At 69.0% G+C, this 14,049-nt stretch carries 15 protein-coding genes and 1 tRNA gene; 12 read left to right on the forward strand and 4 right to left on the reverse strand.

Features of this window, described 5'->3' with window-relative positions; translation table 11 throughout:
• Positions 1 to 30 precede the first annotated feature (30 nt).
• Positions 31 to 213, reverse strand: a complete 183-nt coding sequence (locus tag NKI68_RS05360; RefSeq protein WP_254545678.1) for a hypothetical protein — start codon at positions 211 to 213, stop codon at positions 31 to 33.
• A 375-nt stretch (positions 214 to 588) separates the two neighbouring features.
• Here NKI68_RS05360 and NKI68_RS23540 point away from each other — a divergent pair, with 375 nt between their 5' ends.
• On the forward strand, positions 589 to 723 hold the full coding sequence (locus NKI68_RS23540) for a hypothetical protein (RefSeq protein WP_256562676.1): 135 nt from the start codon (positions 589 to 591) through the stop codon (positions 721 to 723).
• Between the two features lie 72 nt (positions 724 to 795).
• On the forward strand, positions 796 to 1,752 hold the full coding sequence (gene mptA / locus NKI68_RS05365) for a GTP cyclohydrolase MptA (protein ID WP_254545679.1): 957 nt from the start codon (positions 796 to 798) through the stop codon (positions 1,750 to 1,752).
• Positions 1,753 to 2,292: 540 nt separating this feature from the next.
• Here the strand turns inward: mptA and NKI68_RS05370 are convergent.
• Both NKI68_RS05370 and NKI68_RS05375 read right to left on the reverse strand, forming a co-directional pair.
• Complete coding sequence (locus NKI68_RS05370) at positions 2,293 to 3,096, reverse strand: TrmB family transcriptional regulator (protein WP_254545680.1); 804 nt, start codon at positions 3,094 to 3,096, stop codon at positions 2,293 to 2,295.
• A gap of 42 nt (positions 3,097 to 3,138) precedes the next feature.
• Complete coding sequence (locus NKI68_RS05375; protein WP_254545681.1) at positions 3,139 to 4,743, reverse strand: DUF255 domain-containing protein; 1,605 nt, start codon at positions 4,741 to 4,743, stop codon at positions 3,139 to 3,141.
• Positions 4,744 to 4,835: 92 nt separating this feature from the next.
• On the opposite strand from NKI68_RS05375, the gene NKI68_RS05380 reads away from it, so the two are divergent.
• The 10 genes from NKI68_RS05380 to NKI68_RS05425 all read left to right on the forward strand — a co-directional run bounded on the left by NKI68_RS05380 (position 4,836) and on the right by NKI68_RS05425 (position 13,184).
• Complete coding sequence (locus tag NKI68_RS05380; RefSeq protein WP_254545682.1) at positions 4,836 to 5,348, forward strand: FxsA family protein; 513 nt, start codon at positions 4,836 to 4,838, stop codon at positions 5,346 to 5,348.
• Positions 5,349 to 5,435: 87 nt separating this feature from the next.
• A tRNA-Ile gene (locus NKI68_RS05385) sits at positions 5,436 to 5,510 on the forward strand.
• Positions 5,511 to 5,735: 225 nt separating this feature from the next.
• Positions 5,736 to 6,491: a glycosyltransferase gene (locus NKI68_RS05390; protein WP_254545683.1), complete on the forward strand. Its 756-nt coding sequence runs from the start codon at positions 5,736 to 5,738 to the stop codon at positions 6,489 to 6,491.
• Positions 6,488 to 6,955 carry a GtrA family protein gene (locus NKI68_RS05395; protein ID WP_254545684.1) on the forward strand — a complete coding sequence of 156 codons (468 nt, stop codon included), beginning with the start codon at positions 6,488 to 6,490 and terminating at the stop codon, positions 6,953 to 6,955. Before NKI68_RS05390 ends, NKI68_RS05395 begins: the two co-directional genes overlap by 4 nt.
• Positions 6,956 to 7,342: 387 nt before the next feature.
• Positions 7,343 to 7,657 carry a HalOD1 output domain-containing protein gene (locus tag NKI68_RS05400; RefSeq protein ID WP_254545685.1) on the forward strand — a complete coding sequence of 105 codons (315 nt, stop codon included), beginning with the start codon at positions 7,343 to 7,345 and terminating at the stop codon, positions 7,655 to 7,657.
• 112 nt (positions 7,658 to 7,769) lie between these two features.
• Positions 7,770 to 9,122, forward strand: a complete 1,353-nt coding sequence (locus NKI68_RS05405; RefSeq protein ID WP_254545686.1) for an MmgE/PrpD family protein — start codon at positions 7,770 to 7,772, stop codon at positions 9,120 to 9,122.
• Between the two features lie 119 nt (positions 9,123 to 9,241).
• Positions 9,242 to 10,066 carry a phosphosulfolactate synthase gene (locus NKI68_RS05410; RefSeq protein WP_254545687.1) on the forward strand — a complete coding sequence of 275 codons (825 nt, stop codon included), beginning with the start codon at positions 9,242 to 9,244 and terminating at the stop codon, positions 10,064 to 10,066.
• A gap of 59 nt (positions 10,067 to 10,125) precedes the next feature.
• Positions 10,126 to 11,157: a PfkB family carbohydrate kinase gene (locus tag NKI68_RS05415; protein ID WP_254545688.1), complete on the forward strand. Its 1,032-nt coding sequence runs from the start codon at positions 10,126 to 10,128 to the stop codon at positions 11,155 to 11,157.
• An 81-nt stretch (positions 11,158 to 11,238) separates the two neighbouring features.
• Positions 11,239 to 11,712: an archease gene (locus tag NKI68_RS05420; protein WP_254545689.1), complete on the forward strand. Its 474-nt coding sequence runs from the start codon at positions 11,239 to 11,241 to the stop codon at positions 11,710 to 11,712.
• Between the two features lie 44 nt (positions 11,713 to 11,756).
• Complete coding sequence (locus tag NKI68_RS05425; RefSeq protein ID WP_254545690.1) at positions 11,757 to 13,184, forward strand: RtcB family protein; 1,428 nt, start codon at positions 11,757 to 11,759, stop codon at positions 13,182 to 13,184.
• Positions 13,185 to 13,209: 25 nt separating this feature from the next.
• On the opposite strand, the gene NKI68_RS05430 is transcribed toward NKI68_RS05425, so the two are convergent.
• Positions 13,210 to 13,974, reverse strand: a complete 765-nt coding sequence (locus NKI68_RS05430) for an ATP-grasp domain-containing protein (RefSeq protein WP_254545691.1) — start codon at positions 13,972 to 13,974, stop codon at positions 13,210 to 13,212.
• Positions 13,975 to 14,049 lie beyond the last annotated feature (75 nt).

Here is a 14,049-nt window from a genome sequence, read left to right on the forward strand (position 1 = left end):
ACGTACACGGTTCGGCCTGTCGGACCGGGATTACCCCACGGTAATAGATCTCGTAACTAGGATGAACGTGAGACCTGAAATAACTCCGACAGCGACCGCTGTCGTCAAATTGAAGTCCAGTAGCAGCGCGAAGATGAACCACACGAGACCAGGACCGAGTCCCAGCAGTACGTACCTGAGAAAGTCCGGTGGGGTCCTCACGGTCGCAGTCATCACGTGTAAGCACGGTGGGAAGACACAAAAGATTTCTCTAACTAGTTGTGGAACGTAATATATGTATCAGCAGGATCCGGTGATCTTGCACACGTTCTGGGGGTTCGTTCTCTCCAGTCGACTACGATAATCCTTATGAGTCAATCTCGTCTATCGAATCGCTCCACGTTTTTCTGCCCAGGGATGAGACTCTTCGTTCGGGAGCAGTGAAGCATCATCTAAGCCCGTGGGTTGTATCACCAAGTTCGTGGGTCTCAGCGCTCCGCGTTCGCTAGTTCGGCGGGCCCGAAAGTTCCGCCTTGGTTCGCACATCGCGCAGCACTTTCCTGTTTTGTGATGACTTCGGTATCACTTCTCCCGGAAAGGTCTCTTCCGGTGTCGTTCGACGAACACCGACGGCGCTTTGCGTTCTTCGACGGGGATCCCCTCGGCAAGTTCCTGTTCGAGATCAGCCTCGGAAAGCGCGATAGGGTTCTCCTCGCTGAAGTCCTCTACCAGGTCCGTCGGTGACTCGTTGGATGAGTAGCGTCTCGATTGGCTCCTTTCGGAACGCATAACCGGTGCGCGTCCAATATTTAAGCGATGAGCAAGCAGCTGCCGGACGTCCAGGCGTCCAGCCCGGAGGTGACCGTCGGGCTGAACCGGGTGGGCGTCACCGGCGTGGAGAAGCTCGTTAAAATCGATCGCGAGGAGCGCCGTCCGATCGTGCTGATGGCGGAGTTCGAGGTGTACGTCGATCTCCCGGCGTGGCGCAAGGGGGCGGACATGAGCCGCAACATGGAGGTCATCGACGAGACGCTGGAGGCGGCCGTCAGCCAGACCGCCTACCGCGTCGAGGACGTCTGCGGCGACGCGGCCGAGCGCCTCCTGGCGAAACACGAGTACACCACGGAGGCGGAGGTACGCATGGAGGCGACGTACGTCGTCCACGACCGCACGCCCGCGTCGAACCGCCCCACGCAGTCGACGGCCGACATCATCGCCAGCGCGACCGCGACCGACGAGGGGACGCGGGAGGCCATCGGCGCGCGCGTCGTCGGCATGACGGTCTGTCCCTGCTCGCAGGGGATGTCCGCCGCCCGCGCCCGCGAGACGCTGCGCGAACTCGGCGTCGACGACGACACGGTCGAGACGTTCCTCGAACGCGTCCCCCAGCCGGGACACTCCCAGCGCGGCCACGCGACGCTCACCGTCGAGAGCGAGGGGTCGCCCGACGTGGACCTCCACGACGTGATCGACGTGGCGCGCGACTCGATGAGCGCCCGCATCTACAACCTCGCAAAGCGCCCCGACGAGGACCACATGACGTACGACTCCCACGCCGACGCGAAGTTCGTCGAGGACTGCGTCCGCGCCATGGCCGAGGGTGTCGTCGAGCGCTTCCCGGACCTCCCGGACGACGCCGTCGTGACGATGCGGCAGTCGAACGACGAGTCCATCCACCAGCACAACGCCCACGCCGAGCGCGTCGCCGAGATGGAGACGCTCCGGGCGGAACTGAACGGCGACCACGACCTTTTACGACGAGGAGACGCCTGACGGCGTCACCTCTGTAAAAGCTCGAGCAAAAGCACCGTCGGAGCGGCGCTCCGACGAGGTCTCGTTCATTCGCCCTGCTCATTCACGAGACCACTTCTCCCTCACTTCAGGCCGCTTCGCGACCTTCCGCTCCCTCGCTCACTGCGTTCGCTCGGTCGTCAGCCCGCTCCCTCGCTCACTGCGTTCGCTCGGTCGTCAGCCCGCTCCCTCGCTCACTGCGTTCGCTCGGTCGTCAGCCCGCTCCCTCGCTCACTGCGTTCGCTCGGTCGTCAGCCCGCTCCCTCGCTCACTGCGTTCGCTCGGTCGCGGTGGAAAATCGGAGTGAGACGGTGAAAAAGCAAGTCAGTCGTCGAAGTGTGAGCTTTTCCCCGTTATCGCCAGCGCACTCACCGCGAGCGACCGCAGGGAGCGAGCGGGCCAAGGAACCCCCCGAGCGCAGCGAGGGGGTGACGCTGTGCTTTTGCTCCAGCTTTTGCCAGGGAGTCGGCGGCGACCGCGGAGCGTGTCGCCGCCACACGACCGCAGCAAAAGGTGGTTGTTCTAGAAGGAAAGCGGGGTCGCCTCCTCCCACCGCGGGGCGAACTCCTCGCGCACGTCGCCGGCGAACTCCCTGTCCTTGAGATCGATCATCGCCAGCGAGTCGGCCTCGCGGAGGGGGTGTGCCACCTCGATGACGACCTCGTGATCGTCGATGATCGTGAAGCTCCCGCTCACGTCGTCGCTGGTGCGACAGTCGAAGCGGTCGTGCGGCGAGAGGACCGTCCGATAGCGGCGGCCGACGGAGGCGGGGAGGTCGTCGACCAGTCGCGGGCGCATCAGGAGGGAGATCTCGACGCCGCGGTCGAGCGCGCGTTCGAGTTCGGCCGCGACGCGCTCGCCGAGGTCGTCCACGTCGAACTGCTGGGAGAGCGTGGAGGCGACCATCTCGATGCGCGCGTCGGCGGCGGCGATGCGCTCGACGAGGAGGTCAGCCGTCTCGCCCGGCCCGACTGCGGCGGTCCAGAACCGCTCGTCGACCGGTTCGGTGGCGTCGAGTTCGCCGACGAGTTCGGAGACGATGGTCTCGTACTGCGATTCCTTCTCGGTGAGTTCGCGCTTCTTGTCCTCGAGCAGGCGGTTGAGTGCCGTCTCCGGTTCGACGGCCACGTACTTCTTCGGGCGCGAGGCGCTCTGAGAGCGCACGAGGTTGTACTGCTCGATGCTGTTCAGCACGTCGTAGATGCGTCCCATCGGGACGTCGCTGACCCCGGACAACTCCTTCGCGGTTGTCGGTCCGGTCGTCAGCAGGGCCCGGTACGCCCGCGCCTCGTACTCGGACAGCCCGAGGTCTCGGAGACTTGCCATTGCGTACTCGTCACACGCACGGAGTAAAAACGCATCGGGGGTTTACGAAACCTGGGAGACGCGACGGCCGAGTTCGTCGGGCGTCGCGGCGGGGGCGGAGCGCTCGCCGTCCGCGAGCACGCGCGCGGTGCCCGCCTCGCCGTCGGCGTTCGGGACGACCACCTTCTCGTGGTCGGCGACGCGCCACGCCGCCCGGTGGAGGTCGCTGCCGGGTTCGTCGGCCACCTCGATCACGAGCGGCGGGCGGACGAGCCGCGACGCGGCGGTCGCGTAGGCGGCCACTTCCACGCCCATGCGGTGGCGCGCGCCCGCGAACGCGGAGAGCGCCTCCCGCGCGACGGTTCGGTACCCCTCCTCGCCGGTCACGAGCGACAGGTCGACCAGCGCGTCGGCGAGTTCGACCGTCGTCTCCAGAGGACGGAGCGGCCGGGAGAGCAGCCCGGGACCGTCGGTCGGCCCGTCGAGGAAGGTGCCGTCGTCGAGTCGTCGCTCGATCGTCCGGTCGGCCACCGCGCGCGCGTCGTCGAGGTACGACTGGCCGAGCACCTGCGCGGCGGTCGCGAGCGCGCGGAGGAGTCGCGCCTCGTCGGACAGCAGCCCCGTCGCGCCGCCGTCGTAGTGCGCGACCTGGCCGCCGTCGAGGAGCGTCCCCCGGACGTGGTCGAGGGCGCGCTCGGCGTAGCGGCGGGCCGCCTCGTCGTCGGTGTAGGCGTGCAGGCGCAGGAGGGCGTCGATCGCGAGGGCGTTGCGGTCGGCGAAGACCGTCCCGTCGACGCGCGGCGGGTCGGCCGACTCGCGCGCCGCCGGTTCGAGCGTGTAGTAGTCGCCGCCCGCCTGACTTCCGGCGAAGGCGTCGCCCGTCCAGAGCGTCGTGGTGAGGTAGTCGCGCGTGCCGAGCGCGGGGTCGCGGTAGGCCCCCTCGCCGGTGTAGAGGTAGGCGTTCGCGAACGCGCGCAGGACGGCCGCGTTCTCGTCGAGCAGCTTCTCGCGGTGGGGGTCGCCCCAGTCGCGCTCGGTCGCGTAGCGGTAGAAGCCGCCGCCGTACGTGTCGTAGAGGTGGGTGTAGACGGCGTCGAGCGTCCGGGTGGCGCGGTCGCGGTCGCGCTTGAGCGCGAACTCGACGGCGTTCGGGAGGGGGAACTTCGCGTCGACGCCCCAGCCGCCGTACTCCTCGTCGAAGGCGTCGCGCACCTGTTCGAGCATGTGCCCCTCGACCTCGCCGTCGAGGCTCCCCCGCGGGGGGTCGGGATCCTGCAGCGCACGGGGGACGCGCCCCGCCGCCTCGCCGCGCTCGTCCCACGTCTCGCGGACGCGGTCCAACACCCGCCGGAGGCTCTCGGTGCTCATGTACGTCGCGCCGGTGATGACGTCGCCGTCCGGGGTGAGAAAGACCGTGGAGGGGAAGCCGCCCATCTGGTAGCGCTCGCGGATCCGCGGATGGCGGTCGACGTCCACCCGGACGGGGAGGAAGTCGTCGTGGACGTTGGCGGCGACGCTCGGGTTGGCGTACGCCTCCTCGTCCATCCGATCGCACCAGTGACACCACGGCGCGGTGAGAGAGAGCAACACGGGGCGGTCCGCGGCCCGGGCCTCCTCGAAGGGGGCCGGGCCCCACTCGCGCCACTCGACCAGCGTCTCGTCGTCCATGGTGGTGGGTGGGGCGACGGGTGAAAGCGTGTTACGACTCGTCGGGCGTGCGAAGCCGGAACACGTTTCCCGTCCGATCGTGTAGGTGAGGCATGCTCCGGGTCATCGGGCTGCTGTTGCTCATCCCCCTCCTCGACATCCTGGTGCTCGTCGCGCTCGCGACGCGGATCGGGGCGGTGGCGACCGTCGCGCTCGTCGTGCTGACGGCGCTCGTCGGCCTCCTGCTCGTCCGGGCGGAGGGTCGCCACACGCTCCGGAAGATCCAGGAGAAGCTCACCCGGGGGGAGGTCCCCGACGACGAGGTCGTGGACGGCGGGTTGCTCGTCGCGTCGGGTGCCTTCCTGCTCACGCCGGGGATCGTGACGGACCTCGTCGGCCTCCTGCTCGTGCTCCCGCCGACGCGCTATTCGATCCGCCTGGCGGTGAAGAAGTTCGTCGTCACCCCCTACGTGGACGCGAAGACTGGCGGGATCTACACGGGCGGGGTCTACACGGCCGGCTTCCCCCGGGACGATCCCGACGACTACGACACCTACGACAACGACACCTACGACATGGGCGACGACGAGTACAGCGTCGATCGCGGCTCCGGCAGCGACAACTGACGCACCTGACGCTATCGGTTCGACGCGCCCCGATGCCGAAGAGAAACCCTTAATTGTGCAACGGCAGTACGCAGAGATGCGTCCGATGGGTCGATAGCTCAGCCAGGTATGAGCGCTCGGCTGATAACCGGGAGGTCCGCGGTTCAAATCCGCGTCGACCCATCCACCGATCGGTCGGCCCTCGGCCGGCCGAAACCACACGGACGCGACCTCCCCAGCCACCTATTCCCGATCTCTCTCGACGAGCGTCTGCGCTACGGTGCGGTCCCCGGGCCGTCGCGCCGATCACCGTCGCACGTCGTCCGAATCCTCGTCGCTCTCGTCGATCTCGGCGTCGGATCAGTGTCGTGAACAATACTTTTCACCCGATTCGCCGATGGACATCCCATGGCGTCAGCCAGCGTGATCGTTCCCGCCTACCGGCCGGATTCCCGTCGACTCGCGGGGTACGTCCGCAAGTTGGACGCGAGGCTGGATCTCGCGGAGATCCGTATCGAACTCGACGTCCCGCGGCGCGGGACGCTCGACCGGCTCGCGGACCTCCCGGTGACGAGTAACGCCGTCGCCGAGCGCCGCGGGAAGGGCGCGGCGATCACCGCGGGCTTCGACGCGCTCGACGCGGAGGTGCTCGCGTTCGTCGACGCCGACGGGAGCACGCCCGTCGACGAGATCGCCGCGATCCTCGATCCGGTGACGACCGGGAGCGCCGACCTGGCGGTCGGCTCGCGCCGCCACCCCGACGCGGTCGTCGAGAGCCACCAGACCCACGCCCGCCGGCACCTCGGCGACGCGTTCGCCTGGCTGGCGCGGCGCGTGCTCGACGTGCCGCTGTACGACTACCAGTGCGGCGCGAAGGCCATCACGGCGGACGCGTGGGACGCCGTCCGGGAGCACGTCCGCGAACCGGGATTCGCCTGGGACATCGAACTCGTGACGCTGGTCGGCGCGCTCGGACGGCACGTCGAGGAGGTGCCGATCCGCTGGCGCGACCATCCGAAGTCGACGGTCGCGCCCGTAGGGACCTCGCTGTCGATGGCTCGCGGGCTGTTCGCGGCGCGCCGTCGCGCCCGCCGCCTCCGGGACGACCGGGTCGCGGACGCGCTCGCGGGCGACGCGACCACCCGCGCCGATCCGCACCGATGAGCGCGGGCCTCGGCGCGCGGATCGAGTCGCTGCTGTCCTGGGTCCGAGTCGGCCGGTTCCTCTCCGTCGGCGCGGTGGGTGCGGTGTGCGACAACGCCGTCCTCGCGCTGTTGTCCCTCGGGTTCGACGTGACGCCCGAGGTGGCGAAGCTCGTCGGCGCGGAGACGGCCATCCTCCTCATGTTCGTCCTCAACGAGCGCTGGACGTTCGCCGGCGCGGGTGACGCCACTACCACGGCGGTCCTGCGTCGCCTGCTCACGTCGAACCTGGTGCGGCTCGGCGGCGTCCTCGTCGCGGTCGCCGTCTTCTCGCTGGTGCTGCGGTCGGTCCCCATCCAGCTGCTCGTTTTCGGGGTCGACGTCTGGCTCATCGTCGCCAACGGGGTCGGTATCCTCGTCGGGATGGTCGTCAACTACGTGCTCGAGAGTACGCTCACCTGGCGCGTGACGGGCGCTGACGGGTGACCCCGTTCGGGAGCCCGACCGTCGCAGCCGGTCCCCCGCCCGCGGCCGTTCCCGTCGACCACCGACTCGATCCCCGTCACCGTCCGTTCGACCGAACGACCTCGACTTCGTGTCCGGACGTTGACTGGTGTGCGTCCGCGAGCCGACCGGCCAGTTCCTTCGTCGGGGCGCGTCCGCGAAATTCGCACGCTGTACATCGAACCTCCCACCGAACTCCTCCGCTCATGCGGCGGTCGTTATTCGCCCGGTCGCTTAAGTCCACCCAATTATTTTATATGATCCGGATACCTGTAATTCAACCGACGATCGATATCTCGACCGCGTACCTATTACCGGACTTATATTTGTTACGTTGGTTTTACTGTGGTGGGGCGAAGAACAGGGCGTATGCCCGACGGTACGGATTCGGGGACGGACGGCGGACCGCCGGACCGGGAGGTGTTGAGCCGGGGGCGGTACGACGTGGACGACGCCGAGTCCCTCCTGGGGACGGTCACCGCCGTGATCGGCGATGTACTCGGCGAGGACCCGATGCGCCTCGAACCGCCGCTCGCGAGCGTCGCCGAGTGGGACGCCCTGGAGACGTTGCTCACGACGCAGTCGGACGGAACGCCGGCGATCGACTACGTCGCCTTCTCGTACCGCGGACTCGAGATCTTCATCTACGGCGATGGGGAGGTCTTCATCTGCGCCGAGACGTGACACGGCACGGTTCGGGACACAGGTCAGCGACGAGCGCGTTTCGCCGACCGGAACGTTCTCGGAGTCGTATCACTCGGCGTACTACTTTCCTCCTCGGTGGCGTGCCGTCCGTATGGTCACGACAACCGAACTCGCGACGTTCGTCCGGGAAGTCGAGTACGAGGCGCTATCCGAGGACGCGATCGAGGAGTTGAAGAAACGCGTCCTCGACTCGGTCGGCATCGCCGTCGGCGCGATGGACGCGGAGCCGCCCGAGCGCGTCCGCGACACCGTCGAGGAACTGAACGCCGACGGCCCGTGTCGCTTCTGGGGGTCGGACCGGCGCGGATCGCCGCCGGACGCCGCCATGCTGAACACGACGCTGACCCGCTACCTCGACTTCATGGATTCCTTCCTCGCCCCCGGCGAGACGCCCCACCCCAGCGACAACATCGCGGGGATCGTCGCCTGCGGCGAGGCGCGAGGCGCGAGCGGACGCGACCTCGTCGAGGCCGTCGGGGTGGCCTACGAGGTGCAGGGCGAACTCGCCTGGAACGCCCCCGTCCGGGACAGGGGCTGGGACCACGTCACCCACACCGTCATCTCGGCCGCGTGCGGCGCGGGCGCGATCGCCGGCCTCGACGAGGAGCAACTGCGCAACGCGGTCGGCATCGCCGGGACGGCGCACAACGCCCTCCGGGTGACGCGGACCGGCGGGATCAACGAGTGGAAGGGCGTCGCCAGCGCCAACGCCGCCCGCAACGCCGTCTACTCGGTCTACCTCGCGAAGCACGGCATGGAGGGGCCGACCGACCTCTTCGAGGGGCAGAAGGGCTGGAAGCAGACCGTCTCGGGCGACTTCGAGGTGGACCTCGATCCGGCCTGTTCGCGCGTCTTCGACACGATGACGAAGCGCTACGTGGCCGAGACGTACGCCCAGTCGGCCGTCGAGGGCATCATCGAACTCGCGGTGGGACACGACATCGACCCCGAGACCGTCGACTCGATCCACCTCGACACGTTCGCGGGCGCGAAGCTCATCATCGGCGGCGGCGAGGGCTCGCGCTACGAGGTGGAGACGAAGGCCCAGGCCGACCACTCCCTGCCGTACATGCTCGCGGCGGCGCTCATCGACCGCGAGATGACGAACGAGGCCTACGAACCCGAACGTATCCAGAGCGACGACGTACAGACGCTCCTGCGCGCCGTCGAGGTCGAGGAGGATCCGGAACTCACCGAGCGCTTCGAGCACGGCGAGATGCCCGCCGTCATCGACGTCGAACTCGAGGACGGCACGACCTACCACGTCGAGAAGGCCGACTTCAACGGCCACCCGAACAACCCCATGTCGTGGGAGCAGATCGAGGAGAAGTTCGAGGCGACGACCCGCGGGCGCTACGACGAGGACCGCCGGCGCGAGATCGTGGAGACCGTGCGCTCGCTCGAAGAGCACGACGTCGCCGACCTGGTCGCGCTGATCGATTGAGCGTCGAACGAGCGCCGACCGAGCGTCCGCGGGTCATCGATCGGCGATACTTTCACGACCCGCCCACCTACCGCATGTCGTGACAAAGGATTAACCGGTTCCCCGGTGATGCGACGAACATGGCCGACCGAGCCTTCGACTTTCTGCGCGTGAACGATCGACCGGAGAAACCCCGCGAGCGGGGGATCACCGAGATCCGTGGGCCGTACTACGATCCCATGGGGCCGCGCGAACTCCGCGACATTCTCGAGACGATGGGGCGGTACGTGGACATATACAAGTTCTCGGGCGGTTCGTTCGCCCTGATGCCCGAGGAGGCCGTCCGGGAGCTGATCGACACCTGCCACGAGTTCGACGTGCAGGTCTCGACGGGGGGATTCATCGAGCACGTTCTGATCGCGGACCGCGACAAGGTGGAGGACTACGTCGAGGAGGCGGGCGAACTCGGCTTCGACATCGTCGAGGTGTCCTCGGGCTTCCTCGCCATCGACATCGACGACATGGTTGCGCTCACCGAGATGGTCCAGGACCACGGTCTGAAGGCGAAGCCCGAGATCAACGTCCAGTTCGGCGCGGGCGGGGCGTCGAGCGTCGAGGAACTGGAGAGCGAGGCCGCGATCGACCCCGCGAGCGCCATCGAGGAGGCCCACCGGCACCTGGAGGCCGGCGCGTACAAGATCATGGTCGAGTCCGAGGGCATCACCGAGCGCGTCCGGGAGTGGCGCACGGACGTTGCGTTCGCGATCGCGAACGAGGTCGGCGTCGAGAACTGCGTCTTCGAGGCCGCCGACCCGGAGGTGTTCGAGTGGTACATCAAGAACTTCGGCCCGAACGTGAACCTGTTCGTCGACAACTCCCAGATCGTCGAGTGTGAGTGCATGCGCTCGGGACTGTGGGGCAAGAAGTCCACGTGGGGGCGCATCGCCAGCTACTCGCGGGACTGACGGGCGATTCCGGGAGACAGACTACCACAGTAATTACGCCGCCCCCCGTAGTGAGGTCCATGGACCCCACGTCGCGAGCGACCTACGAGGCGCTCCCCGACGCGCTCGACGCGAACAGCCCGGTCGGCGTCACGGCGTTCCCGGACGGGAGCGTCGACAGGCGCTGTCGGGTGCGCGTCGGTGCCGACACCGCGATCGACGACCGCGCCACCTTCGGCGGGCGCATCGAGGCGGGCGCGTCGAAGGCGTTCCGCCTCGAACCGGGCGAGGGCGAACCCGGCGGCCAGGCGGTCAACATGGCCGTACAGGCCCACGCGCTCTCCGACGACGTGACGCTCTACGGCCACCTCGATCACCCGACGCTCTCTGACTTCCCGTTCGACGCGGTCTCCATGGGCGATCCCGCCCGCGTCTCCGTCTGCGAGTTCGAGGAGGGCGACGTCGTCCTCACCGAGGAGTCGCGCGACCTCACCGGCTGGACGCTCGACGACCTGCGCGACGTCGCGGACCTCGACGCCGCGTTCGGCGCGGACGTGGTCTGCTGTGGCAACTGGGTGTCGGTCCCGGGGATGGACGACGCGCTGCGCGCCGCCGCCGACCACCTCGTCGCCGACGTGTTCGTGCTCGACCCGGGGGACGTCACCGGGAGCAGCGAGGGCGCGCTCCTCGACCTGCTCGACGCGCTCGCGTCGCTCGCGTCGGGGTGGACGCGAACCGTCCTCTGCGCCAACCGAGCGGAGACGGACGCCCTCGCCGCGGCGGTCGGGGCGCGGGAGGTCGACCTCGGCGAGGGACTCGCCGCCGTGCGCGAGCGCGCCGACCTCGCGGGCGTCGTCTGCCACGACGTCGCGGCGGCGACGGCGGCGACGCCCGACGAGGTGGTCCACGTCGCCAACCTCGACACGGACGAGACCGTGCGAGAGACCGGCGGCGGCGACCGGTTCACCGCCGGGTTCGCCCACGGGCTGGCGGTCGGGTGGGACTGGCGGTCGGCGCTCGCGCTCGGCAACGCCTGCGCCTCCTACTACGTCGAGCGCGGCGAGACGATCCGGCGCGGCGAGGTCCGCCCCTACCTCAGGGAGTACCTCTGACGCCGAGGTCGGACCGACCCATCGACAACCCCTTTCGTCCCGCCGTCGATCGTCACGCATGATCACCGCGGAGGGGTCCCCGTGAGTTTCGAGCTACTCAGCCACCCGGCGGACGTCCGGTTCCGGGCGACCGGTCCGACCCTCGAGGCGGCGTTCGCCGAGGCGACCCGCGCGTTCGCCGCCATTTCGGAGGGGGGCGGCGACGACTCCCGGCGGTTCGAGGTGGAGGTCGAGGCGGAGGACCGCCAGGCGCTCCTGTTCGACTTCCTCGCGGAACTCGTCCTCCTGCAGGAACTGGAGGAGGTGGCGGTGTCGCGCGCCGAGCGCGTCGAGATCGAGGAGCGCGGGGACGGCTACGCGCTCAGGGCGACGGTCCTCGCGGGTCCCATCGGCGAACCGCTGTTCGACATCAAGAGCCCGACGTACAGCGAGATGCGCGTGGAGCACGTCGAGCGCGTTCCGACGCGCTCGACGGAACGAGCGAGCGACGCGTCGCGGGACGCCGATCCGGAAGCCGAGGGAGAGTGGGTCCTCGAAGCCACCCTCGACATCTGACCTGTCTCGCGGCGTTTTTTGCCTCTCGGCCGGCTACTAGTCGTATGGAACTCACCGAAGTCGCGGAAAACGTCTACGAGATCCCGCGATCCGGCGACATGCGCGTCCCGGCGCGCGTGTACGCCTCCGAGCCGCTGCTCGAGAAGATGCGCGAGGAGGGACAGACCCTGGAGCAGGTGCGCAACGTCGCCACCCTGCCCGGCATCCAGAAGTACTCGGTCGTCCTCCCGGACGGTCACCTCGGCTACGGCTTCCCCATCGGCGGGGTCGCCGCCGTCGACATGGACGGGGGGGCTATCTCCCCCGGCGGGATCGGCTTCGACATCAACTGCGGCGTCCGCGTCCTCCGAACGCCGCTCGACTACGGGGACGTGCGAGGCAGCGAGGAGGACCTCGTCGAGCGCCTCTACGACCTCGTCCCCTGCGGCCTCGGGAAGGGCGGGTACGTCCGGACCGACCGCGACGACGTCGAGGGCATCCTCGAACGCGGCATGGAGTGGATGCTCGAGGAGGGCCACGCGACCGAGGCCGACCTCGAGCACTGCGAGGAGGGGGGCCGCCTCCCGGGCGACCCCGACGCCGTCCCCGAGAACGCGAAGAAGCGCGGCGTGAAGCAGGTCGGCTCGCTCGGCTCCGGCAACCACTTCCTCGAGGTCCAGCGCGTCACCGACGTCTACGACGACGCCACCGCCGACGCCTACGGCCTCCGCGAGGACGGGGTCGTCGTGATGATCCACTCGGGGTCCCGCGGGCTCGGCCACCAGGTCTGCCAGGAGTACATCCGCCGGTTCGAGCGGGAGTACCCCGACCTCGTCGACTCCCTGCCGGACCGTCAGCTCGTCTACGCGCCCATCGGGGACGACGCGGCGGAGGACTACCGCCGGGCGATGTACGGCGCGGCCAACTTCGCGTGGGCCAACCGCCAGGCGATGACCCAGGCCGTCCGACGGACGTTCCGCGAGCTGTTCGGGGTCGACGAGGACGAGGTCGAACTCGTCTACGACGTCTGTCACAACATCGCCAAGGAGGAGACTCACGAGGTCGACGGCGAGCGGAAGGACCTGCTCGTCCACCGCAAGGGCGCGACGCGGGCCTTCCCCGCCGGACACCCGCAGGTCCCCGCCGCCTACCGCGACGCGGGCCAGCCCGTCCTCCTCCCGGGGAGCATGGGCACGCACTCCTACGTCCTCGCGGGCGGCGAGCGCTCGATGGAACTCTCCTTCGGCTCGACCGCCCACGGCGCGGGCCGCCTGAAGTCGCGCACCCAGGCGAAGAAGGACTACACGGCGGGCGACCTCAAACAGCGCCTCCGCGGCGAGGGCGTCTACGTCAAGGCCCGCTCCGGCGCGACCGTCGCCGAGGAGGCCCCCGGCGCGTACAAGGACGTGGACGAGGTCGTCCGCGTCAGCGACCGCCTCGGCATCGGGACGAAGGTCGCGCGGATGCGCCCCGTGGCGAACATCAAGGGGTGACGGCTCGCCTCCGTCGGACGGACGCCTACGACGTCGAGACGCCTCGCGCCGCCTCCTCGCGCAGGAACGACTCGTACAGCGCGCCGCCGTCGGGTACGCCGCGCAGGCTCACCGCGGGGTTCACGTCGACGACGTAGGGCGGCCCCCGCTCGACCCGGAGGACGTCCACCTCGCAGAGGGCGAGCCCCAGCGCGTCGCTCACCCGGCGGACGAGGTCGACCGTCCCAGGGGGCGGGTCGACGGGTCGCGGGTCCGCTTCGTCGTCGGCCGAGACGACGCACGTCGCCTCGCCGATCCGGTAGCACTTGTACGGCACCCCGTCAGAGACGAGCGCCTCGACGAACCGTTCGCCCGCGAAGTCGATCGGCCCGCCGTCGATCACGCGGTGGTCGTGGTCGGCGTCGACGAACTCGTACCGCCGCTTCGCGATCACGGGGAGATCGAGCGAGATCGCCCCTGCGGGCCCCCACTCGAACCGGGGGACGCGGACCCCGAGATCGCGGAGGAGCCGTCCGCGCGCGAGGCGGTCGCAGGCGAGTCGCGCCCCGTCGGCCGCGTTGACGGTTCGGACGCCCGCGAGGTCGGCGCGGCGCATGTCCGCGAGCGAGGCGGGCGTGCACCGCGCGACGTGGAGGCAGTCGAGGTCGTACCGCCAGAGGTCGGGGTGGGCCTCGAACGCGTCCAGGCGCACCACGTCGGCCCACGCCTCCATCGCGCGGAAGAGCCGCCGCTTTACGGGATTCGCGCGCGCGTCGAACCGGTAGGAGACGCCGACTCGCGGGCGGTTCATCCCGTACACTATCGTCGGCCGTCGACTTCAGCCTCCCGACCGTGGGCCTTTATCCGCCGAGCGCCTACTGTCACC

Source organism: Halomarina pelagica, from assembly GCF_024228315.1.
GTDB lineage: Archaea > Halobacteriota > Halobacteria > Halobacteriales > Haloarculaceae > Halomarina > Halomarina pelagica.

What these genes read in the sequence shown, in the direction of transcription:
- NKI68_RS05360 (WP_254545678.1), bottom strand. Translation starts at nt 213, where the DNA reads ATGACTGCGACCGTGAGGACCCCACCGGACTTTCTCAGGTACGTACTG.
- mptA (WP_254545679.1), top strand. Translation starts at nt 796, where the DNA reads ATGAGCAAGCAGCTGCCGGACGTCCAGGCGTCCAGCCCGGAGGTGACC.
- NKI68_RS05370 (WP_254545680.1), bottom strand. Translation starts at nt 3,096, where the DNA reads ATGGCAAGTCTCCGAGACCTCGGGCTGTCCGAGTACGAGGCGCGGGCG.
- NKI68_RS05375 (WP_254545681.1), bottom strand. Translation starts at nt 4,743, where the DNA reads ATGGACGACGAGACGCTGGTCGAGTGGCGCGAGTGGGGCCCGGCCCCC.
- NKI68_RS05380 (WP_254545682.1), top strand. Translation starts at nt 4,836, where the DNA reads ATGCTCCGGGTCATCGGGCTGCTGTTGCTCATCCCCCTCCTCGACATC.
- NKI68_RS05390 (WP_254545683.1), top strand. Translation starts at nt 5,736, where the DNA reads ATGGCGTCAGCCAGCGTGATCGTTCCCGCCTACCGGCCGGATTCCCGT.
- NKI68_RS05395 (WP_254545684.1), top strand. Translation starts at nt 6,488, where the DNA reads ATGAGCGCGGGCCTCGGCGCGCGGATCGAGTCGCTGCTGTCCTGGGTC.
- NKI68_RS05400 (WP_254545685.1), top strand. Translation starts at nt 7,343, where the DNA reads ATGCCCGACGGTACGGATTCGGGGACGGACGGCGGACCGCCGGACCGG.
- NKI68_RS05405 (WP_254545686.1), top strand. Translation starts at nt 7,770, where the DNA reads ATGGTCACGACAACCGAACTCGCGACGTTCGTCCGGGAAGTCGAGTAC.
- NKI68_RS05410 (WP_254545687.1), top strand. Translation starts at nt 9,242, where the DNA reads ATGGCCGACCGAGCCTTCGACTTTCTGCGCGTGAACGATCGACCGGAG.
- NKI68_RS05415 (WP_254545688.1), top strand. Translation starts at nt 10,126, where the DNA reads ATGGACCCCACGTCGCGAGCGACCTACGAGGCGCTCCCCGACGCGCTC.
- NKI68_RS05425 (WP_254545690.1), top strand. Translation starts at nt 11,757, where the DNA reads ATGGAACTCACCGAAGTCGCGGAAAACGTCTACGAGATCCCGCGATCC.
- NKI68_RS05430 (WP_254545691.1), bottom strand. Translation starts at nt 13,974, where the DNA reads ATGAACCGCCCGCGAGTCGGCGTCTCCTACCGGTTCGACGCGCGCGCG.